Genomic DNA, 21151 nt, shown 5'->3' with positions numbered 1-21151 from the left:
CCGGCGCCTCCGACCCGTCGGCGACCGACCCCCGGCCCGGCGCCTACGACCCGTCGGCGCCCGAGCCGCCGTCGGCGTCCGACCCGTCGGCGCCCGAGCCGCCGTCGTTCGCTCCGCCGCCGGCACTGTCGCTCGACGCGTCGGCCCGCACCGCGGCGCCCGATCCGTTCGCTCCCGTCGACGCCTCGTTCGACGACCCGATCACCTCGGCGATCTCGGCATCGGTGAGTGCGCGCCACGGCGAATCCTGCGGTTGCACGAGCGCCGCGTCGGGGCTGTCGCCGCGCGAGTACCACTTCGCCTCGAACCCGTCGCCGTCGAACAGCACCCGCTCACCCCGGCGGTACTCCTGCGACGCATCCCAGGCGGGGTAGGCGCCGGCGGGCAGCTCGGGCCGTTCGATCGGCTTCTCGCCGGGCAGCACGGGGCCGAGCAGGCGCCAGGGCTGCGATCCGTTCTCCGCGGCGAGGTCGGGCTGATCGCCCTCCGTCCACCACTTCGCCTCGTACACGTTGCGGTGCCAGACCACCTTCGTCTCGGCGGGATACGCGGTGGTCTCGGTCCAGATGGGGTACGGGCTCGTCTCAGGGTCGTCCTCGACGAGCTCGACCGGCCCGTCGCTCTCCACGGCTTCCGCAACCTGCGAGATCGCTCCGGAGCGGTGCTCGCGCAGGATCTTCGAGAAGTCGCCCCGCTCCTGCACGACGCCGCTGCACGAATCGGAGACCTGCTTCGGGTCGGGCCAGTTCGCCGAGCACTGCTGATCGCGGTTGAGCGACCACATCGACATGCGCGCCATGCCCTGCTCGTCGGCGAACGCCGAGAGCCGCTCCGCGTCGGCCAGGGTGAAGACGTCCTTGCGGGTGTCGTTCTGCCCGATCATGGGCGTCGCCGCGACCCGGCTCCACGCGGTCGCGTCGCCGATGGGGGCGTCGATCTCCTGGTACAGCGAGCGCAGCTGCGACTGCGTCGCGCGCAGACTGCTCTCCACGGCGGGGGAGAAGTCCCGCTCCGACTCCGAGTTGAAGTTCATCGTCATGACGTTCACGCCCGCCAGGTCGACGCCCGCCTTGAGGTAGGCGCGAATGGCCTGCAGCCCCTCGAACGTCAGGCCGTCGGGGGCGACCGGCAGCGTCAGCCACACGTCGAGCCCGTCCTCGCGGGCGTCCTGCACCGTGCGGATCGCCTCGGCCTGCCGCGCGATGCCGTCCTCGTCGGCCAGGAACGCGCCCTCGATGTCCATGTCGATGCTCGCCAGGTCGTAGCGATCGACCACGCTGGTGTAGCCCTCCACGAGCCGGTCCGCGTCCTCGCACTCGTACGCGATGTCGTGGTTGGCCTGCCCGCCGAACGAGACCATCGCCGAGCCGCCCAGGTTGCGCAGCCGCTGCAGCTTGCGGTCGAGGTCGAGCGCGCTCTCCGCCGCGTCGAGACCGTAGTACCCGCCCCAGGAGGGCGTGCACGCGTCGTCGGGATCGGCGACGATGAACGACAGCACCACGTTCTTCTGCCCGTCCTCGCCCGGCGACTCGAAGGGGAAGGCGGGGGTGGCGGTGACGTCCACGTAGGCGTCGAACCAGGGGGTGCGCTCGGACGCGACCTGCACGTCCTGCACCCGCGACCAGGCGTACACGCCTCCGCCGATGAGACCCCCGATCACGACCAGCACGATGCTGAGCCGCGTCAGAGACAGCTTCCTGCCCGGATACCACTTCGCCATGACAGCCCCTCGCCCGCGCCCACGCCCTCGCCCGACGGGTCTGGGATACCACCTGTAGCGGATTCCGCCATCAGTTATGCTATACGAGCGCCAACGCGCTGTCCCATGGCGAACTCGATTCGACTCGTCTGGGAGGATTCACCCGCGAAGCGACCCCCGAGTGCAGCACACGTCCGTGGGTGGATCGGGCTGCGGGCACAGGTGGCAAACGGGGGTACGGGTGGCTGAAGCAGCAGTGGCGTCGTCGCGGCGCCGGCAATGGGGAGCGGAGCGCCGCTCCGAACCGCTCGCGATCATGCATTCGCGACCGAGCGGCGGCGCTGTCGTCTGGGCGCGCGCCGCCATCGTCATCACGGTGCTCGCCTGGTTCTTCTACATGATCACGACGATCGTGCGCATGGTCATCGAGGGGCCGACCGAGTCGTTCGTCTTCCACGTGCAGACGTGGATCTACGGTCTCACCGTCACCGCGCTGACCTTCTCGGCGCTCATGTACCTCACCGCCCGCTACGGAGCCCTCGTGCGCTTCCGCGAGCACCGGCGCGTCGAGCGCGCGCTGATCGACGAGCACTTCGCCGAGTCCGACTCGGATGTCACCGTGCTGATCCCGAGCTACGACGAGGAGCCGGAGGTGGTGCGCTACACGCTCTGGTCGGCGGCGCTCCAGGAGTTCCCCTCGGTGCGCGTCGTGCTGCTCATCGACGACCGCGAGGCCGGGCTGACGGGAGAGGCGCTCGACCGACTCAACCGCACCCGCGGGCTGCTCGGAGAGATCGCGGTGGCGCTGGAGGCGCCCCTGCAGCAGGCGCGCGAGGCGATGCGCGTCTTCGCGGAGACGGCACCCGAGGTGCCGGGACCGGACGACGCGAAGCGGGCTGCCGACGCGTACGCCGCAGCCGCGCAGTGGCTCGACGAGTTCGCCGCGTCGGAGCGGATCGAAGACCACATGGCCGAGTTCTTCGCCGAGCAGGTGCTGCTCGGGCTGTCGAACGATCTGCGCCTCACCCGGCTCGCGCTGAACGCCGCGTACGAGCAGGGCGGATCCCCGGATCGGGAGCGGCTCGAGCAGCTGTACCGCCGCCTCGTGTGGATCTTCAGCGCCGACATGAGCTTCTTCGAGCGCAAGAAGTACGCGTCGCTCTCGCAGGAGCCGAACAAGGCGATGAACCTGAACTCGTACATCTCGCTCATGGGGGGCCGCTACCGGGTCTCCGACGAGACCGGTGTGCGACTGCTGGAAGCGCTGCGCGACCGCGACGGGGCGGAGCCGGATCTGGTCATCCCCGACAGCCGGTATCTGCTCACGCTCGACGCCGACTCCCAGCTGCTGCGCGACTACTGCGTGCGCCTCGTGTACCTGCTCGAGCAGCCCGAGAACGAGCGCGTCGCTGTGACGCAGACGCCGTACTCCTCGTTCCGCGGCGCGCCCACGCGCATCGAGCGCATCGCCGGTGCGACCACGGACCTGCAGCACATCCAGCACCAGGGCCTCACGTACTTCAACGCCACCTTCTGGGTGGGGGCCAACGCGGTGATCCGGAAGGCTGCGCTCGCCGACATCGCGGTCACCGAGACGGTCGGCGGGTTCGAGATCACCACCTACGTGCAGGACCGCACCGTGATCGAGGACACGGAGTCGAGCATCGACCTCGGAGCGCACGGATGGTCGCTCGAGAACTACCCGGAGCGGCTCAGCTACAGTGCGACGCCGCCCGACTTCGGCTCCCTCATCGTGCAGCGCCGGCGGTGGGCGAACGGCGGCCTGCTCATCATGCCGAAGATGTTCGAGATGATCCGCATCCGCAAGGGCACCCCGGCTCGCGTGCGCCTCACTGAGAAGCTGCTCCGCACGAACTACATGTCGTCGCTCGCCTGGGCGAGCTTCGGGCTGCTCTTCCTGCTCTTCTTCCCGTTCGACTCGCGCCTGCTGAGCCCGCTCGTCGTGGCCGCCGCGCTGCCCTACTTCATCTCGCAGGCGCTCGACCTGCGGGCGAGCGGGCACCGCCTCAGCGACATCTTCCGCATCTACGGGTTCAACCTGGTGCTGCTCCCCGTGAACCTCGCCGGCGTGCTGAAGTCGATGCAGCAGGGCGTCACGGGGGAGAAGATCCCCTTCGCCCGGACCCCGAAGGTGACCGGCCGCACGGCGTCGCCCGCGATCTACGTGATCCTCCCGTTCGTCATCATCGCCTTCTCGGTGCTCACCGCCTACCGCGATTTCACGCTCGGCAACTGGGGCAACTTCGTATTCGCGGCGTTCAACGCGATCATGGCGACCTGGGCGGCGGTCTCCTACATCGGTCTGCGGGCCGCGATCGTGGACGCCGTGCTCGGCATCGTCGGGTGGTTGTACGTCGTGCCGAAGCCGCCGAAGGCGCAGCGGAAGAGCCCGGTCGACCCCGACGCCGAGGTGAACTGGCAGGCGATCCTGTACCACGGCGACCGGCGCCTGCGCCGCGATCTCGCCCGATCCAGCGATCGCCGCCGACGTCTGGGCGGGGTGCGCAAGGAGGTGACCGCGGTCGCCGAGCTGAGCAGCGGCGGCGGATCGCGGGCGGCGGTCGACGAGGTCACGCTCGCCGCGCCGAGCACGACGACCGACGTCACCGCCGTGATCGCTCCGGCAGCCGAGGAGGGCACGCCGCCGAAGCGCGCCCGCACGTAGGCGCCCCCGGGGCTCGTGCGCCGGGGGCCGCGGGTGCCCGGGAGCGCAAGGATCCGCGAGCGCACGGAGCGCTCGGAGCGCGCGAGCCCGGGAGAATCACCCCGCGTCGGCGCCCCGCACGGCCTCGGTGAGCAGCCGCTCGGCGCGGGCGCCCGTCACGCCGAGCGATCGCAGCCGTTCGGCCGCCTCGAGGGCGATGCCCCGGGCGGCCGCGTCGAGGGGATCCTCGCCGAGCGACACGAAGGTGCCCGAGCGCCCGCGCCCCTCGATCACGCCGTCCGCCTCGAGCGCGCGATACGCCGAAGCGACCGTGTTCGCCGCGATTCCGAGGTGCGCTGCGAGCCCCCGCACGGTCGGCAGCTTCGCGCCCGGGGAGAGGCGCCCGTCCGCGACGGCCCGCACGGCGGCATCGTGCAGTTGACGATACGGCGGCTCCGACGAGGCGGCATCGATCGTGAAGAGTTCGGTTGCGTCGCTCACACCCTCAGGGTAACCGTGCCGCGGCGCGGTACGGCTGATCCGACATCCCCTGAGCCCGGGGCCACGCGCGCCGCCCCTGCGCTCTGCCCTAGACTGGTGCGACAACTGGAGACGCGATGCGGCGGCTGTGGGGTACGGCCGCCGCGCAGAGGCGGAGGGGGTCGTCGTGCGGGAGTTCTTCCAGCGGTTCGTGGGATTGCTCGTGATTCTGGTCGTGTTGGCCGCGGTGGCAGTGCTCGTGTGGGGGGTCGATCTGTCCCACCCCGAGTCCATCTGGCAGCCCGAGCGGCTGACGCTGGCGGGTGCCTGGACGGTGATGTACAACGCCGAGCTGCCGCCCCCGAGAGTGCTGGGGATCGCGCTCGCGACGGCGATCGCCTTCGTGCTGATCGTCGTGATCACCGAGCGCACCGTGTCGCGGCGCTATCGGCGCACCCCGCTCGAGGTGGTGAAGCGCTCGCTCGCGCCGAAGGCGATCATGGCGCGTTCGCGCGGCGTCTTCGCGGGAGAGATCACGGTGACCGTGCTGATCCCCGCCCACAACGAGGAGGCGTCGCTCCCGGCGACACTCGCCTCGCTGCGTCTGCAGGAGCGGGTGCCGGATCGGGTGATCGTCGTGGCAGACAACTGCACCGACGACACGGTCGGCGTCGCGCGGCGCTCCGGTGCGGAGGTGTTCGAGACGCAGGGGAACACCCACAAGAAGGGCGGCGCGCTCAACCAGGTGCTCGCGCGGGAGCTGCCGCACATGGGCGACAACGACACGGTCCTGGTCATGGACGCGGACACGCAGCTGAGCCCCGGGTTCCTCGCGACGGCGGTGCAGCGCTTCACCGCCGACCGGGCGCTCATGGCGGTGGGCGGCCTCTTCCGGGGCGAGGCCGGGCACGGGGTGCTCGGTCAGTTCCAGCGCAACGAGTACTTCCGCTATCAGCGGGAGATCGAGCGGCGCGAGGGGCGAGTGTTCGTGCTCACCGGCACGGGCACGGTGTTCCGGTCGGTCGCGCTGCGGGAGGTCGCGAACGCTCGCGGGTCGTCGATCCCCGGCAATCTGGGCGAGGTGTACGACACGTTCGCGCTCACCGAGGACAACGAGCTGACGATCGCCATCAAGTCGCTCGGCGGCCTCATGGTGTCGCCGCGGGAGTGCCAGGTGACGACGGAGCTCATGCCGACCTGGCGCATGCTCTGGGCGCAGCGTCTGCGGTGGCAGCGCGGCGCGCTCGAGAACCTCGGCGCGTACGGGGTGACGCCGCAGACCGTCCGGTACTGGGCGCAGCAGATCGCGATCGGGTACGGAGTGTTCGCGCTGTTCGCGTACTTCGCCCTGATGTTCCTGATGATCGCCGCGATGGACACCTGGGTGTGGTTCCCGTTCTGGTTGGGAATCGGACTGGTCTTCGCCGTGGAGCGCGTCGTCACGGTGTGGCGGGGCGGGTGGCGGGCGCGAGCGCTCGCGGTGCTCGTCTTCCCCGAGCTCGTGTACGACTGCTTCCTGAACCTCGCGTTCCTGAAGGGCGTCTTCGAGATCTCGCTCGGGCGCGTGCCGACCTGGAAGCACGTGGAGCATCGTTCGGAGCGCTCGACGAGCGCCATTGAGCAGGAGGCGCGCTGATGCATCGCACGGGGCTGTTGTTTCCGGAGGAGATCCTCTCGTCGGAGTGGTTCGGCGTCTTCGCGACGGTGGTCGCGATCAATACGCTCATCTACGTGGTGCTCGGCGTCTCGAAGCTCGTTCCGGTCATCAGGTTCGGCCGCAAGGGCAGCGGGCGCAATCGGAGAACGGAGACGCGCAGCATCTACCCCGAGGCGAGCGACTGAGGATCCCCAGTAGACTCGGCCCATGCGTCTTGGAGTGATCGACGTCGGATCAAACACCGTTCACCTGCTCGTCGTCGATGCGCACCCGGGCGCGAGCCCGGTGCCGTTCCACTCGCAGCGGTCGGTGCTGCGGCTCATGCGGTATCTCGACGACGACGGCGCGATCGTCGAGGAGGGCGTGGCCCGCATCGTGGAGGCGATCCGGGAGTGCGCGGAGACCGCCCGCGAGATCGGCGTCGACGACCTGATCTCGACGGCGACGAGCGCGATCCGCGAAGCGGCGAACGGCGAGGCGGTGCTGGAGCGCGTGACGCGCGAGACGGGCATCGTGCTGCAGGTGCTGTCGGGTGAGGACGAGGCGAGGATCACGATGCTCGCCGTGCGGCGCTGGCTGGGCTGGTCGGCGGGGGAGATCCTGCTCTTCGACATCGGGGGCGGCTCGTTCGAGATCGCTCAGGGCGCTGATGAGTACCCCGATGTGCAGGTGTCGCTGCCCCTGGGGGCCGGGAGGTCGACGATCAACTACCTGGCTGAGGATCCGCCGTCGCGCGAAGCGGTATCGCGCCTGCGCGCTCACGCTCGCGCCGAGTTCTCGCGTGTGCGCTCGGAGCTGTTCGCCGACCGGCCCCGCCCGAAGCGCGTGGTGGGAACGTCGAAGACGATCCGCTCGCTGGCGCGCCTCGTGGGCGGACCGTCGGATCCCGTGACGGGCGACCTCGCGCAGCTCCACTACGTGGGCCTGCGCGAGTGGGAGCCGTCGCTGCGCGAGATGCCCGGCGCGGTGCGCGAGTACCTGCCCGGCATCACGCCGGAGCGCGGGTACCAGATTATGGCGGGCGCGGTCGTGCTGCGCACCGCGATGAAGGTGTTCGAGGTCGACACGCTGACGATCTCCCCGTGGGCGCTCCGCGAAGGGATCGTGCTGCGCTACATCGACGCGCTCGATGGCCGCGGTGCGGAGCCGGTGCGCGACTTCTCCGCAGCGGGGGCGTAGCGGCGGGCTCGCGCGCCCGCCGGGCGCCGCGCGGCGGGCGACTCTGCGAGGATGGGAGCATGATCGTCGTTGCGGATGCCGAGGTGCGCGAGCACGACGCGACACTGCTCCCGACCACCTCGTTCGAGGTGCGCGCCGGCGAAGCGGTGGTGGTGCGCGGCGCGAACGGAGCGGGCAAGTCGACGCTGCTGCGCGTGCTCGCCGGCATGCGGGTGCCGTCGGGCGGCCGGGTCAGCATCGGTGGGCTCGCGCCGCATGCGCGCGATCGGCGCGTGCGGCGTCTCGTGGCGGCGATGATCGGGCTCCCGCCGATGGCCGCCGACCTCACCGTGCGCGACCATGTGCGGCTCGTCGCGGTGACGTGGTCGTCGGCGCGGGGCGAGTCGGGGTCCGAGCGGATCGCGGACGAGGTGCTCGACGAGTTGGGGCTCGCAGCGCTCGCCGCGCGCTTCCCCCACGAGCTCTCGTCGGGGCAGACGCAGCTCTTCGGCCTCGCACTGCTGCTCGCACGCCCCTGCGAGGTGCTGCTGCTCGACGAGCCCGAGCAGCGTCTGGACGCGGACCGCATCGGGACGGTGATCGACGCGGTGGAACGTCGCCGAGCGGCCGGAGCGGCGGTGGTCGTCACGACGCACAGCGACGCGCTGGAAGCTGGGATCGGGGGCCGCACGCTGTGGCTGCGGGGCGCGGCGTGAGGCGCGGAGCCGCCGCGGAGGCTCTCGCGCTGTGGCGCGGTCGGCGTGCGGCGGCTGGCGGAGGCGCGGATCGCCGTTACGCGACCTACCTCGGCGCCATGCTGATGCTCGTCTGCGTCGCACCCGCGGCGCGGGCGCTGTGGCTGGCAGGATCGGACCCCGAGGTGGTGCAGGCGCTGACCGGTGCAGCGGCACCGAGGATCGCGGGCATCTGCGCTGCGGCGGTCTGGATCGGCGCTCTCCTCGTGGGCCGGGTGCGCGGGCCGGCGCTGCGCCCTCCCACGCTCGCGTCGGTGCTCGCGCGGAGCGCCCACTCGCGCGCGGCCGCGTTCGGAGGGGCCGTCGTGCGATCGGGGTGGTCGCTCGTCGCGGTGACGGCCGCGGCGGGAGCGTGCTTCGGGGCGCTGCTCGTGCGCCATGCGGTGCCCGGGACGGGGCTGGCCGGGCTCGATTCGATGGGCGCGGAGCTGCTCGCGGCGCTCACCGGAGCGGCCGGCGGCGCAGGCGTCGGCGCGTGCGCGGGGGCGATCGCGGCGATCGCGTGGCTCGCGGGTCAGGCAGCGCCGCGGGCGGCGGGTCCGATCGCCGCCGGCATCGCGATCCTCGTCGGCGTGACGGAGGCGCTGCCCGAGATCGCCCGTGTCACCCCGTGGGGGTGGATCGCGGATGCCTGGGCCGCTGCAGCGCGGCTCGCGACGGCGCCGGATGCGGGACCCGGGTGGACGACGCCCGGCGCCGCCCTCGCCGCGTTCGCGCTCGCGCTCCTCCCGGCCGCGCCGGCGCTGCTCGCCCGCCTGGAGACGGCGGTGCTCGAGGGGCAGGCGGCGCGCTGGGAGTCGTCGGCGGTGCACGCCTTCGGCATGGATTTCAGCAGTGCGCTGGCCGGCTACGTGCCGCGTCCCTCGGCGCTGCGGCGCGTGCGTGCGGTGCGCGACCGCGCGGGCGGCGCAGCTGCCGCGGGCCTGGTGCGCGTGTTCCTCGTGCGCGACGCGGTGGGCGCGGCCCGTGCGCCCGCGCGCCTCGTCGGCGGCGCGATCGGCGTTGCGGTCGCGGGCCCGCTGGTGGCGCTCGCGAGCGTCGCCCCGGCACCGGGAGCGGCGATCGGCGTGCTCGGGGCCGGCGGGGCGGTGCTCGCGTTCGCCGCGCTCGGCCCGTTCACCGACGGCCTGCGGCACGCCGCCGCAATCGCCGCAGATCTGCCGCTCTACGGGGTCGACGACGCGCATCTGCTGCTGCTGCACAGCGCGTTCCCGCTGTCGGCGGTGCTCGTGCTCATGGGCGCCGCCGCGCTGACGTTCTCGGTCGTGGCCGGGGTCGGGCCGCTCGCGCCCGTGCTCGGCGCTGCGGCGATCGGAGTCGCGGCGCTGATCGCGCGGGCGAATGCGGCGCTCAAGGGCCCGATGCCGCTCCGGCTGCTCGCTTCCATCCCGACCCCGGCGGGCGACCTGAGCGGAGCGGTGCGGCTGCTCTGGGCGGTCGACGGCGTGCTGCTCGTGGCGCTCGCGGGAGCGATCGCGCCGCTCGCACTGCACGCACCGGCGTGGGGCTTCGTCGCGGTCGCGCCGATCGGGCTGCTCGTCGCGATCGGCATCGGTCGGTGGCGCGGTCGCCGCGCCTGAGCGCGCTGCTCGCAGCGACGACGGCTCGGAACGTGCAGCGGGCCGCGGCGATTCTCGGTGCATTCTCGCCGTGCATTCGGTAAGGTGATCGCTGCAGGGGGAGTATTCCCGTTCGCAGTAGTCCCGTCAATACGAGTGCATCGATGTACTTCGGGCTATTGGCCTCGATCGCGGCATCCGTGTCTCGATCGAGGTGGAAGAGACCTTGGTGTCTTCCAACGACCCTAGGAGCCCCCATGCAGATCACGCCGCTGGTCTGGATCATCACGATCCTCGTCACGATCGCGTTCTTCGTCTACGAGTTCTTCGCCCACGTGCGCAAACCGCACGAGCCCACCATCGGGGAGTCGGCCCGCTGGTCGGCGTTCTACATCGGGCTGGCGCTGCTGTTCGGCGTCGGCATCGGCTTCACGTCGGGCTGGAACTTCGGCGGCGAGTACTTCGCGGGCTACCTGACGGAGAAGGCGCTGTCGATCGACAACCTCTTCGTCTTCCTGCTGGTGATGAGCGCCTTCGCCGTGCCGAAGAAGTACCAGCAGAAGGTGCTGATGATCGGCATCATCATCGCCCTGATCCTGCGCGGCGCATTCATCGCGATCGGCGCCGCCCTCATCGAGAATCTGAGCTGGGCCTTCTACGGGTTCGGCGCGCTCCTCCTCTTCCTCGCCTACCGCCAGGCATTCGCGAACCACGATGCCGATCCCGCGAACGGCCGGTTCATGCAGTTCGTGCGCCGCGTGATCCCCGTGACCGACGACTACCACGAGGACAAGCTCACCGCGAAGCTCGACGGCAAGCGCTTCTTCACGCCGATGTTCCTGACGATCGTGGCGATCGGCTTCATCGACCTCATCTTCGCCGTCGACTCGATCCCCGCGATCTACGGTCTCACGAACGAGGCGTACATCGTCTTCACCGCGAACGCGTTCGCCCTCATGGGGCTCCGCCAGCTCTTCTTCCTGATCGGCGGCCTGCTCGAGCGTCTCGTCTACCTCTCGCAGGGCCTCGCGGTGATCCTCGCGTTCATCGGCGTGAAGCTCGTCTTCCACGCACTGCACGTCAACGAACTCCCGTTCATCAACGGCGGCGAGCCGCTCCTCTGGGTGCCCGAGATTCCGATCTGGTTCTCGCTGACGTTCATCGGCGCCACGATCGCCGTCGCGACGGTGCTGAGCCTCCGCAAGACGCGCGGCGACCGCAAGGCGGCCGAGCGGCTCGAGGAGCGCCGGGATCGTGCGGCGGAGCCCGGCGAGGACATCGCCGACGCCCGCTCGGCGGACGCGCCGTCGGCGGAGCCGCGCGCCTCCGACGAGCGGTAGCGGGTCGGCAGCGGCGATCCGACGAGCGGTAGCGGGTCGGCAGCGATCCGCAGGCGAGCGGCGCCGCACCGCCCCGATCCGGCGACCCGACGATCCGCCGACGCATGGTCACCGCCGGTTCGCGAGCGGGCCGTGCCGCATTCACGGCCCGTTCACTCCCGGCCACTCGCGAGAAACCTCGCCCCCATACGCTCCCAGAGGCGGCCGATCTGCGGCCGCGGTTTCATTCCGAACAAGGGGACACATGGTGCATCTGGGGAAGTTCGCGCGGCCGGTCGTCGTCGGCGGCGTGGCATTGGGGATCATCGCGACGGGTGCCGCATTCGGCTCGCCGGCGATGGCGGCGGAGACCGAGGCAGGGGTCTCTCCGAAGAACGTGATCGTGCTCATCGGCGACGGCATGGGGTACAACCACATCGATTTCATGAACGCCGAGACGACCGGTGAGACGCACTGGCAGGTCGAGCGCGGCGGCGACCGCAAGGTGATCCCGTCGGGTCAGAACACGACGCCGACGGAGGGGTGGCAGTCGTGGAACCACCTCGGCATGTCGACGCACTGGGTCGACGGCCCGGTGTACGACCCGGCGGCCTCGTGGTCGGACTTCGCGTGGAACACGGTCAGCCCCACCGATTCGGCGGCGGCGGGAACCGCCATGGCGACCGGTGTGAAGACGTACAACGCCGGCCTCGGGGTCGACGAGAACGGGACGCCCGTGGAGAACGTCGCCGAGCGCGCGAAGGCGCTCGGCAAGAGCGCGGGCGTGGTGTCGTCGGTGCCGTTCTCGCACGCGACGCCGGCCGCCTACTCGAGCCACAACGAGAGCCGCAACAACTACCACCAGATCGCGAGCGAGCAGATCGCGGGCGATCTCGAGGTCGTGATCGGCGCGGGGCACCCGTTCTACACCGACGATCATCAGCGCACGGAGACCGGGAGCTTCGGCTACATCGCCGAGGACGACTGGAACGCCGTCTCGACGGGGCAGACGGATCGCGCCTTCATCGAGACGAAGGCCGATTTCGAGGCGCTCGCCGTCGGCGAGACGCCGGAGCGCGTGTTCGGCGTGGCGCAGGTCGGCTCGACGCTGCAGCAGTCGCGCGCCGACGGCGCGCCGATGAACGATGTGCCCGACCTGGCGACGCTCTCCCAGGGGGCGCTGAACGTGCTCGACGACAATGAGAACGGCTTCTTCCTCATGGTCGAGGGCGGCGCGATCGACTGGGCGGGCCACGGCAACGAGAGCGAGCGCGATCTCGAGGAGGTCGCGGACTTCGACGGCGCCGTCGCCTCGGTGATCGACTGGGTCGAGACGCACTCCAGTTGGGAGGACACGCTGGTCGTGGTGACCGCCGATCACGAGACGGGCTACCTGTACGGCGAGACGCCGGGGGACTTCAGCCCGATCGTGCCCGCGGGGGTCGAGGATCCGGAGGCGCTCGCGGCGCACTCGTGGAACAGCGGGGATCACACCAATATGCTGGTGCCCTTCTTCTTCAAGGGCGCGGGCACCGATCAGCTCGCGGCGCTGGGCACGAAGCTGGATCTCGTGCGCGGGCACTACTTCGACAACACCGATATGGCGAACTGGATGCTCGATACGGCGTGGGTCGCGCCCGAGGCTCCGGTGGATCCGCCGGTCGAGGATGCGACCGGTGCTGCCGATGGCGGCGGCTCGGCGGGATCCGGGGCGGACGCGGGCGGTGCCGCTGGCGCCGGAGCCGATGGTGCTGCGCCCGGCGCGGACGCTGCCGCCGCAGGAGCGGGCGGAGCGGGGGCCGACGGCGCCGCGCCGGTTGCCGAGGCTCCGGCCGCAGCGGCGAGCCCCGGCGGCTCGGCCGGCGGGCAGGGCTCGCTCGCCGCGACGGGAGCGCCCGGAGGCGTGCTGCCCCTCGTCGTCGGTGCGGGCGCCGTCGCCCTCGCCGGGTCCGCGGTGATCGTTCTGCGCGCGCGCCGCACGACTCGGGCCGACTGATGACGCGGGGGCGCCGTGCGAGCGGCGCCCCCGCTGCGGAGTCAGCCGGCCGCCGGGTGCTCGCTCCGCGCAACCGCGTTCCGGATCGCGGCGGCGAGCTGCCGCGCCGCCGTCGACGGCCCGTCGCCGCCTTCGATCGGCGCGGCGAGCAGTACCGAACGCGCGAACGCGGGGTCGTCGATGGGCCGCAGCACGACGCCCGGGTGCGTGGGCCCCGCTGCGAGCTTCGCGACCAGGCCGATGACCATGCCCGCGGCGATCATGCCGAGCATCACCTGGAAGTCATCGGTGCGGATGGCCACTTCGAGCTGCTGCCCCGCCTCGGCGAACGCGTCGACGAGCACCGAGTCCATCGGGTCCTGGCGGCTCGTGCCGAGCAGCCAGCGCTCGCCGTGCAGCGACAGGAGCGCTGCGCGGTCGATGGACGCGCGGCCGGCGAGGGGGTGACCCTCGGGGAGTGCGAGCAGCAGCGGATCGCGCAGCACCTCGGTCGTCGCGATGTCGGGCCGCAGCGGCACCTCGTAGCCGGGCACCGAGTAGAGCAGCGCGGCGTCGAGCGTGCGGTTGTTGAGGTGCGCGATGAGGGGGCCCACCTCTTCGAGCTCGGCGTCGATCTCGATGCCGAGGTCGGAGACCTGCGACACGATCGAGGGGAGCAGTTTGGCTGCGGCGGTGGGGAAGGTGCCGAACCGGAGCCTCGCCCGCCCCATCTGGGCGAGGTCTCTCGCATCCCGCAGCGCGCGGTCGCTCAGGGTGAGGATCTCCTCGCCTCGGTCGAGCACGAGCACCCCGACCGGCGTCGGCGTCGAGCCGCGAGTCGAGCGCTCGAGCACGGGGGACCCGATGAGGCGTTCGAGGTTGCGCAGGTGGTAGTCGACGGTGGGCTGGCTCCAGCCGAGGGCGCGGCCGGCGCGCGTGACGGATCCCTCGCGCTGCACGGCGCGGAGCGCGATCAGCTGCCGCAGGTCGATCATGTGGCCCTCCCGTCATCGAGCGCGTGTGGTGCCCGGGTCTGGTGACCGACGGCATCCACATACATCGTATGTGACGCCACAGGCGAGTCGGGGATTCCCCGTGACGCGGCGCCGGAGCATGATGGCACTCATGCTGCACTCCTCCGCCCTGACCGCTCCGCGCTTCCGCCTCGACCACAGCACGGCGCCCTACGCCGATGCGCTGGAGGCCTACGCCGACCGCGGGTCGGTGCAGCTCATGGTGCCCGGTCACGGCGGCACCGAGCGGGATCTCAGCGGCCGGCTCGCGGGCTTCCTCGGGGAGCGCGCGCTGCGCCTCGACATCCCGATGCTCATGGACGGCGTGGACCTGCTCGCCCGCGGGCAGGAGCAGACGCCCCTCGATCGCGCGCTCGAGCTCGCCGCCGACGCGTGGGGCGCGAAGCGCACGTGGTTCCTGACCAACGGCGCGTCGCAGGCCAACCGCACGATCGCGCTCGCCGCACGCGGGCTGGGAGACCGCATCCTCGCCCAGCGCAGCGCGCACTCGAGCTTCAGCGACGGCATTCTGCTCGCCGGCATCACCCCGAGCTATGTCATGCCGAGCGTCGACGACGAGCACGGCATGGCGCACGGCGTCTCGCCCGCCGCCCTCGACGAGGCCCTCGCCGCCGCTGCAGCGGCCGGCAACCCGGTGCACGCCGTCTACGTCATCTCGCCGAGCTACTTCGGCTCCGTCTCCGACGTCGCGGGTCTCGCTCGCGTCGCCCACGCGCACGGCGCACCGCTCATCGTCGACGGCGCCTGGGGGCCGCACTTCGGCTTCCACCCCGAGCTGCCCGAGTCGCCCGCGCGCCTCGGCGCCGACGTCGTCATCTCGAGCACCCACAAGCTCGCGGGGTCGCTGACCCAGTCGGCCATGCTGCACCTGGGAGACGGCCCGTTCGCGGATCGCCTCGAGCCGCTCATCGAGCGCGCCTTCAGCATGACCGCGTCGACCTCCACGAGCGCGCTCCTGCGCGGATCCCTCGACATCGCCCGGCACGCGCTCGCGACCGGCGAGGAGGCGATCGGCCGCTCCGTCGCGGGTGCCCGCCGCTTCCGCGAGATCCTGCGCGACGATCCTCGCTTCGCAGTCGTGAGCGACACGTTCGACCGCTTCGCCGACATCGTCGACACCGACCTGCTGCGCGTGCCCATCGATGTGAGCGGCGCCGGGGTCGGCGGGCACTGGCTGCGCCAGCACCTGATCGAGCACCACGACATGTACTTCGAGATGTCGACCGCCACCACCATCGTGGCCGTGATCGGCGCGGGCAAGTCCTTCGACTTCGACGCCGTCTACGCCGCGCTGGTCGCGAGCGTGGAGTCGGCGGAGGCCGGGCACGAGCGCCGCATCACGGGCGACGTGCACGACTTCCCGCCCCTGCCCGCCCCGGGCGCGTACCGCGTGAGCCCGCGCGACGGCTTCTTCGGTGCGACCGAGGTGGTGAGCGCCGCAGACGCCGTCGGGCGCGTCTCCGCCGACACCCTCGCGGCCTACCCGCCGGGCATCCCGAACGTCATGCCCGGCGAGGAGATCACCGAAGACGCGGTAGCCTTTCTGCAGGCGGTCGCGGCTTCTCCGACCGGCTACGTGCGCGGCGCGATCGACCCGGGGGTGGATCGCTTCCGGGTTCTGGCCGGCGGCTGACCCGCGGCGCCTGCGACGGCGCCGCTTCGACTTCGCGGCCCACCGCCGCGGATTGCTCGAGATCCGAGCATCTCCTGGAAGACCAGGAACCCTCGCTGCGCGAGCGCCGAGGGACGAATGACCGGGCCTTCGGCCCTGCGACAACGAAGTCTGGAGAAGACACGTATGGCAAGCTCTCTGCGGCAGCAGCTCTTCCGAGTACAGCCCGTTCCACGCGACGGGGGTGAACGCGGCAGTCAGCTCAAGCGCAGCATCGGGCTCTTCCCGCTCATGATGATCGGCGTCGGCGGCACGATCGGCACGGGCATCTTCTTCATCCTCTCCGAGGCGGTGCCGATCGCCGGCCCCGCGGTCATCTGGTCGTTCATCATCGCCGGGCTCGTCGCCGGCCTCTCCGTGCTGTGCTACGCCGAGCTGGCGAGCTCGGTGCCGGTCTCCGGATCCTCGTACTCGTACGCCTACAGCACGCTCGGCGAGCTGCCCGCGATGGGCGTCGCCGCGTGTCTGCTGCTCGAGTACGGCGTGTCGACCGCCGCGGTCGCGGTCGGCTGGTCGCAGTACGTCAACCAGCTCGTGAAGAACCTCTTCGGGTTCGAGTTCCCGCACGAACTGCTGGACGCGCCGGAGAACGGCGGCATCATCAACCTGCCCGCGGTGATCCTCATCGGGCTCTGCTGCCTGCTGCTCATCCGCGGCACCTCGCATTCCGTCGTCACGAACACCGTGATGGTCGTCATCAAGATCGCCGTGCTGCTCTTCTTCGTGGCCGTCGGCATCACCGGCTGGAACGTCGACCACTTCGCGAACTTCGCACCGTTCGGCCTCGGCGGCATCATGACGGGCGCCGGCATCATCTTCTTCTCCTTCGTCGGGCTCGACGCCGTCGCCACCGCGGGCGACGAGGCGAAGAACCCGCGCCGCAACCTGCCGATCGCGCTGATGGGCGCCCTGGTCGTCGTGACCACCGTGTACGTGCTCGTCGCGGTGACCGGCCTCGGCGCGCAGGCTCCGGAGGAGTTCGAGGGCCAGAGCGCCGGCCTCTCCGCCATTCTCGAGAACATCGTGGGCGCCTCCTGGCCCGGCACCATCGTCGCCGCGGGCGCAGTGATCTCGATCTTCAGCGTGACGCTCGTCGTGCTCTACGGCCAGACGCGCATCCTCTTCACCATGTCGCGCGACGGCATGGCCCCGAAGATCTTCAGCCGGGTGAACCCGCGCACGGGCACGCCGATCGCCAACACCATCATCGTCTCGATCATCGTCGCGATCCTGGCCGGCGTGCTGCCCATCAACTTCCTGGCCGAGATGACGTCGATCGGCACGCTCGCCGCGTTCACCGTCGTCTCGGTGGCGGTCATGGTGCTGCGCCACCGCGAGCCCGATCTGGAGCGGAAGTTCAGGGTGCCGCTCTACCCGGTGATCCCGATCCTCTCGATCATCGGCTGCCTCTGGATCATCAAGGATCTGCGTCCCATCACCATCATCGTCTTCGCGCTCTGGACCGTGCTCGTGCTCGTCTGGTACTTCTTCACCGGCCGCAGGAACTCGGTGCTCGGGCATCGCATCGATACGGGCATGATCGTGCTCGTGGGTCCGGGCCGCTACCGGGTCGGCTCATCGGAGGGAGAGCTGTACGACGGCGGCGACCTCGATGAGGCCGAGGATCGCGAGACCACTCGCAGGTAATCGCTCACAGCCCGTGTCGGACCGGCGGCCGCGAGATCTTTCCACAGAAAGCCGTTCGCGCCCGCCGGCCCGACGCCGTGCAGCGCAAGCTGAGTTGCATGACACGACTCGAACCGAACCTCATGCCCGCCTCCGACATCGACCCCGCGCGGCCCCTCGATACCGATGACGCGCTCGCCGACCAGCTGACCCGGGTGTTCTCCCACGCCGAACTGAGACAGGTGTGGCTCCTGTTCCTCGACCACGGGCATCGCCTCACCGACCCGATCATGCCCATGGACGACCATCCGCTCGCGCCCGACGACGTCCTCGACACCGACGACCTCGGCCCCGTGACCTTCGTGCGGGCGATGGCCGAGCGCGCGCGCATGGCGTGCGACCTCGTCGGTGCCCACGAGTTCTTGTTCATGTGGGAGCGGCGGGGGAGCGCGGGCCTCGACGCCGAGGACCTGCGCTGGGCGCGCGGCCTCGACGGGGCGGTCCGGGAGATGGGCGCCGACAGCAGCTCCCCGCTGCGCGCGCAGCTGCTGCTGCACGACGGCGGCGTGCGCGTGATCGACGCTGCGGAGCTGCAATGACGCCCGTCGACGGCGCACGCGCGCCGCGCGGCGGCGGGTGGCGGGCTCGGTTGACCCGGTGCGGGGCGCCCACCAAGATGGATCGTATGGAGGGGGAGCGGATGCGCATCGCGAAGCGCGGACACGCGGCGTCGCCCCCGGTCGATCGGGTGCGGGCCTGGACGGGGTACGTGTAGCGCCCTCAGCGCGTCGCCCATCACACCCTTCCGAGGCGCCCCGGCGCCCCATCGGTCGCATCGCGACCAGAATTTGGAGTACCCATGCCCGCAGCACCCGCACACTCGTCCCAGACCCACGCAGCCCCGAACGGCCGCGCCGCAGGGCGCCCCGAGCTCTCCCAGCCGAGCCCGGCCCGCAGCCGGCTCGGCGAGCTCTGGTCGATCCTGCCCGAGGAGTCGGCGGTCGATGACGCCGGTGTGCTGCACCTGGGCGGCGTACCGGTGACCGAACTCGCCGAGCAGTACGGCACCCCGCTCTACGTGTACGACGAGGCGGGGCTCCGCCGCCAGATCCGCCGATTCATCGACGGTCTCAGCGCGCGCTGGCCCGCATCGGAGGTGCTCTTCGCCTCGAAGTCGTTCCCGGCCGTGGGCATGTACCGCATCGCGGCCGAGGAGGGGCTCTCGGTCGACATCGCGGGCGGCGGCGAGCTGCAGCTCGCCCTCGCCGCGGGGGTGTCGCCCGAGAAGCTCCACTTCCACGGCAACGCGAAGACCGATGCCGAGCTCCGCATGGCGATCGAGGCGGGCGTCGACACGATCATCGTCGACAACACCGACGAGCTCGACCGTCTGGAGCGGCTGCTCACGCAGCCGCAGAAGCTCCTCCTGCGCGTGATCCCCGGCGTCGAGGCGAAGACGCACGCGTCGCAGGCCACCGGCGGCAGCGACTCGAAGTTCGGGCTCCCCATGGATCAGGCCATCGCCGCGATCGAGCGCATGCGCGCCCACCCCCTGCTCGAGTTCGAGGGCGTGCACCTGCACATCGGCTCGCAGATCCTCGACGTCGCGCAGTTCGGCGAGGCGGTGTCGAAGATCTCGACCGCGGGTGAGTTCGACGTCTACGACGTGGGCGGGGGCCTCGGCGTCAAGTACACCTACGATGAGGTCGCCCCGAGTGTCGACGAGTACCTCGACACGATTGTCGCGGCCGCGCGGGAGCATCTGCCCGCCGGTGCGCGCATCATGATCGAACCCGGGCGCGCCATCGTCGCGCGGGCCGGCGTGACGCTCTACCGCGTCACCACGGTGAAGCGCACGGGGCGCACGTTCGTGGCGGTCGACGGCGGGCTCGCCGACCAGATGGACGCCGCGCTCACCGGCCAGCGGTTCGAGGCCCTGCTCGGCAATCGTGCACTCGATCCGTGGACGGAGACCGCTCAGCTCGTCGGGCGCCAGTGCGAGTCGGGCGACCTGCTCGTCGATCGCGCGCCCCTGCCCGAGGCGCGCGTGGGCGACCTCGCGGTGGTCGCCACGACCGGCGCCTACGGGTACACGCTCGCGAACAACTACAACGGTGCGCTGAAGCCGGCGATCGTCTTCGTGCGCGACGGCGAGGCGCGGCTGGTGGCCCGGCGCGAGACCTACGAGGAGCTGCTGGCACTGCACGCGCCCGCGCTCGAGCGGTAGCGCGCGGAGCGCACGCGCTCGGATCGAGGCGGCGACGCGCGCGGGCTGCCCGCGTCGCCGCCTCGTTTTGAGTTCGGGGCGAATCCGGGGTAGAGTGATCTCTCGGTGCCGCGCTCCTCGGAGCAGCGGATTTCCGCTTTGGGATATGGTGTAATTGGCAACACTACGGTTTCTGGTACCGTCATTCTAGGTTCGAGTCCTGGTATCCCAGCCACTGAAACCCCCGGCATTCGCCCGGGGGTTTTCTCGTGCCCGGCTCGCACGCATCGGGCGAGAGCGGACGAGCGAGACCGCGGTGTCGGGCCGCACGTCTCGATACCCCTGGCTACCTCGGCGCGTCTCGAGCCCACTCCCGCAGCCGCTCGATCTCGGCCGAGACGTTGGCGCGCGCCCGCCGCTCCCAGAGATGCCGGGCCGCCTCGGTGACGTAGAGCGCCGGGCGATCGAGATACCCCGCGAGAATGCCCGTGCGCGCAGCGGCGAAGTCCGCAGCGGGCACGTGCGCGTACTCCCGCCGCACCGCCGCCGCGTACTCCGCGTAACGCGACGGGCTCGACGCGAAGATCCAGAGGTCCGCGTCGAGCAGGTGCGCGAGCGCCGGGCCGGGGTCCGCCGGCGCGAGCCCCGGCGTCGTCGCGATGATGCTCGCCTCCACCGCGTCGATCAGCTCGCGATCGCACCCCAGGCGGATGAGCGCGGCGACCGCGAGGGCCGCCGAGGCCCGTTCGTCATCTCCGGCCGACCCCGCGTAGACCGCATCGTGGAACCAGGCCGCGAGCAGCGTCGGGGGAGCGATGCGCTCACCGCGCGACTCCAGGTGATCGAGCGCGAGCAGCACGTCTTCGAGGTGCCGCTCGTCGTGGTAGCTGCGGTGCGGCTCGTTCCAGCGCGCGATCAGCTCGTCGCCCAGCTCGCGCCAGGCCCGCCCGCGAGCGGCGTCGGTGCCTTCGGGAGGGGTGCTGCCAGCTCCCGTTCCGACCCCGAGCGAAACGCCGAGCGCCGTCCACTGCTCGGCGAGGTACTGCCGTCGCCGCAGGGGAGTGACCCGCTCGCGATCCACCTGGCGCACGCGCAGCCCGGCCAGCTGCAGCCGGCGCACCACCTCGCGGCCGGCGACGGGCTGGGCGCCGAGTGCGACGGCGCGATCGTAGTTCGCGGCCGAGACGTCGTAGTGGTCGAGATCGAAGCTGCGCCGCGGAAATCCCATCAGCCGGGCGAAGGCGTGCAGCTCATCGGCGCTCGTGTCGGAGACGAGGTGGCTCCACAGCGTGCCGTGCGCGGGCCAGGCCGGCGGGTCGATGAGGATCGCCATGGGTTCAGCGTAC

Annotated in this window: 17 protein-coding genes and 1 tRNA gene; 14 read left to right on the top strand and 4 right to left on the bottom strand. The window is 71.2% G+C overall.

Annotated features, from left to right (window positions below):
* Nucleotides 1-43: 43 nt before the first annotated feature.
* Nucleotides 44-1720, bottom strand: coding sequence for a chitinase (locus tag NS354_RS02360; protein ID WP_058593007.1), 1677 nt, complete (start codon nucleotides 1718-1720; stop codon nucleotides 44-46).
* Nucleotides 1721-2015: 295 nt separating this feature from the next.
* Here NS354_RS02360 and NS354_RS02355 point away from each other — a divergent pair, with 295 nt between their 5' ends.
* Nucleotides 2016-4385, top strand: a complete 2370-nt coding sequence (locus tag NS354_RS02355; protein ID WP_345994171.1) for a glycosyltransferase family 2 protein — start codon at nucleotides 2016-2018, stop codon at nucleotides 4383-4385.
* A 96-nt stretch (nucleotides 4386-4481) separates the two neighbouring features.
* Here the strand turns inward: NS354_RS02355 and NS354_RS13775 are convergent, their stop codons facing one another.
* Nucleotides 4482-4865: a GntR family transcriptional regulator gene (locus NS354_RS13775; RefSeq protein ID WP_058593005.1), complete on the bottom strand. Its 384-nt coding sequence runs from the start codon at nucleotides 4863-4865 to the stop codon at nucleotides 4482-4484.
* A gap of 127 nt (nucleotides 4866-4992) precedes the next feature.
* On the opposite strand from NS354_RS13775, the gene NS354_RS02345 reads away from it, so the two are divergent.
* The 7 genes from NS354_RS02345 (at nucleotide 4993) to NS354_RS02315 (ending at nucleotide 13288) form a co-directional block, all read left to right on the top strand.
* Nucleotides 4993-6480, top strand: coding sequence for a glycosyltransferase family 2 protein (locus tag NS354_RS02345; protein ID WP_241490306.1), 1488 nt, complete (start codon nucleotides 4993-4995; stop codon nucleotides 6478-6480).
* Nucleotides 6480-6686, top strand: coding sequence for a hypothetical protein (locus NS354_RS02340; protein ID WP_082677855.1), 207 nt, complete (start codon nucleotides 6480-6482; stop codon nucleotides 6684-6686). Before NS354_RS02345 ends, NS354_RS02340 begins: the two co-directional genes overlap by 1 nt.
* A 22-nt stretch (nucleotides 6687-6708) precedes the next feature.
* Nucleotides 6709-7680, top strand: coding sequence for a Ppx/GppA phosphatase family protein (locus tag NS354_RS02335; RefSeq protein ID WP_058593004.1), 972 nt, complete (start codon nucleotides 6709-6711; stop codon nucleotides 7678-7680).
* Between the two features lie 59 nt (nucleotides 7681-7739).
* Complete coding sequence (locus tag NS354_RS02330) at nucleotides 7740-8375, top strand: ABC transporter ATP-binding protein (protein WP_058593003.1); 636 nt, start codon at nucleotides 7740-7742, stop codon at nucleotides 8373-8375.
* Complete coding sequence (locus NS354_RS02325) at nucleotides 8372-9994, top strand: hypothetical protein (RefSeq protein WP_153002087.1); 1623 nt, start codon at nucleotides 8372-8374, stop codon at nucleotides 9992-9994. Before NS354_RS02330 ends, NS354_RS02325 begins: the two co-directional genes overlap by 4 nt.
* Nucleotides 9995-10230: 236 nt before the next feature.
* Complete coding sequence (locus NS354_RS02320) at nucleotides 10231-11313, top strand: TerC family protein (RefSeq protein ID WP_058593001.1); 1083 nt, start codon at nucleotides 10231-10233, stop codon at nucleotides 11311-11313.
* A 244-nt stretch (nucleotides 11314-11557) separates the two neighbouring features.
* Nucleotides 11558-13288 carry an alkaline phosphatase gene (locus NS354_RS02315; protein WP_058593000.1) on the top strand — a complete coding sequence of 577 codons (1731 nt, stop codon included), beginning with the start codon at nucleotides 11558-11560 and terminating at the stop codon, nucleotides 13286-13288.
* Nucleotides 13289-13329: 41 nt separating this feature from the next.
* Here the strand turns inward: NS354_RS02315 and NS354_RS02310 are convergent, their stop codons facing one another.
* The gene (locus NS354_RS02310; protein WP_058592999.1) at nucleotides 13330-14262 is read right to left on the bottom strand and encodes a LysR family transcriptional regulator; all 933 of its coding nucleotides are present in this window, start codon (nucleotides 14260-14262) and stop codon (nucleotides 13330-13332) included.
* Between the two features lie 121 nt (nucleotides 14263-14383).
* Between NS354_RS02310 and NS354_RS02305 the strand changes: the two genes are divergently transcribed.
* From NS354_RS02305 to NS354_RS02285, 6 genes are all read left to right on the top strand, one after another.
* Nucleotides 14384-15934, top strand: coding sequence for an aminotransferase class I/II-fold pyridoxal phosphate-dependent enzyme (locus NS354_RS02305; protein ID WP_058592998.1), 1551 nt, complete (start codon nucleotides 14384-14386; stop codon nucleotides 15932-15934).
* A gap of 165 nt (nucleotides 15935-16099) precedes the next feature.
* Nucleotides 16100-17620, top strand: a complete 1521-nt coding sequence (locus tag NS354_RS02300) for an APC family permease (protein WP_058592997.1) — start codon at nucleotides 16100-16102, stop codon at nucleotides 17618-17620.
* A 98-nt stretch (nucleotides 17621-17718) separates the two neighbouring features.
* Complete coding sequence (locus tag NS354_RS02295) at nucleotides 17719-18198, top strand: hypothetical protein (RefSeq protein WP_153002086.1); 480 nt, start codon at nucleotides 17719-17721, stop codon at nucleotides 18196-18198.
* A complete protein-coding gene (locus NS354_RS13290; RefSeq protein WP_153002085.1) occupies nucleotides 18195-18374 on the top strand; it encodes a hypothetical protein in 180 nt (59 codons plus the stop codon). The genes NS354_RS02295 and NS354_RS13290 overlap by 4 nt, the downstream gene beginning before the upstream one ends.
* An 84-nt stretch (nucleotides 18375-18458) precedes the next feature.
* The gene (lysA, locus tag NS354_RS02290; RefSeq protein WP_082677854.1) at nucleotides 18459-19826 is read left to right on the top strand and encodes a diaminopimelate decarboxylase; all 1368 of its coding nucleotides are present in this window, start codon (nucleotides 18459-18461) and stop codon (nucleotides 19824-19826) included.
* 139 nt (nucleotides 19827-19965) lie between these two features.
* Nucleotides 19966-20040 (top strand) — tRNA-Gln (locus tag NS354_RS02285).
* A 111-nt stretch (nucleotides 20041-20151) separates the two neighbouring features.
* Here the strand turns inward: NS354_RS02285 and NS354_RS02280 are convergent.
* Nucleotides 20152-21138, bottom strand: a complete 987-nt coding sequence (locus tag NS354_RS02280) for a DUF4031 domain-containing protein (protein ID WP_058592995.1) — start codon at nucleotides 21136-21138, stop codon at nucleotides 20152-20154.
* Between the last annotated feature and the right edge of the window lie 13 nt (nucleotides 21139-21151).

This window comes from Leucobacter chromiiresistens, from assembly GCF_001477055.1.
In the GTDB taxonomy this organism is placed as follows: Bacteria; Actinomycetota; Actinomycetes; order Actinomycetales; family Microbacteriaceae; genus Leucobacter; species Leucobacter chromiiresistens_A.
The sequence above is the reverse complement of the archived record's forward strand: the minus strand, read 5'-3'. Positions and strand labels throughout refer to the sequence as shown.